1 protein-coding gene is annotated in these 303 nt (G+C 57.8%); it reads left to right on the top strand.

What is annotated here, in order from left to right; genetic code table 11:
* On the top strand, positions 1-303 hold a 303-nt coding region (locus tag BQ17_RS13575; protein ID WP_141699273.1), incomplete at both ends, for a tetratricopeptide repeat protein.

Genomic DNA, 303 nt, shown 5'->3' with positions numbered 1-303 from the left:
ACCGCAAGAGTCTGGCCATCGATAAGGAACTGGGGCACAAGGAAGGCATGGCCAACCAGTACGGCAACCTGGGCAATCTCTATCAAACCCGCGGCGATCTGGCACAGGCCGAATCCATGTACCGCAAGAGCCTGGCCATCGATGAAGCGCTGGGACGCAAGAAAGGCATGGCGAGTGACTATGGCAACCTGGGCATCCTCTATCAAATCCGCGGCGATCCGGATCAGGCCGAATCCATGTACCGCAAGAGTCTGGCCATCGATAAGGAACTGGGGCACAAGGAAGGCATGGCCAACCAGTACG

This window comes from Candidatus Thiosymbion oneisti, assembly GCF_900092655.1.
In the GTDB taxonomy this organism is placed as follows: domain Bacteria; phylum Pseudomonadota; class Gammaproteobacteria; order Chromatiales; family Chromatiaceae; genus Thiosymbion; species Thiosymbion oneisti.
The sequence above is the reverse complement of the archived record's forward strand: the minus strand, read 5'-3'. Positions and strand labels throughout refer to the sequence as shown.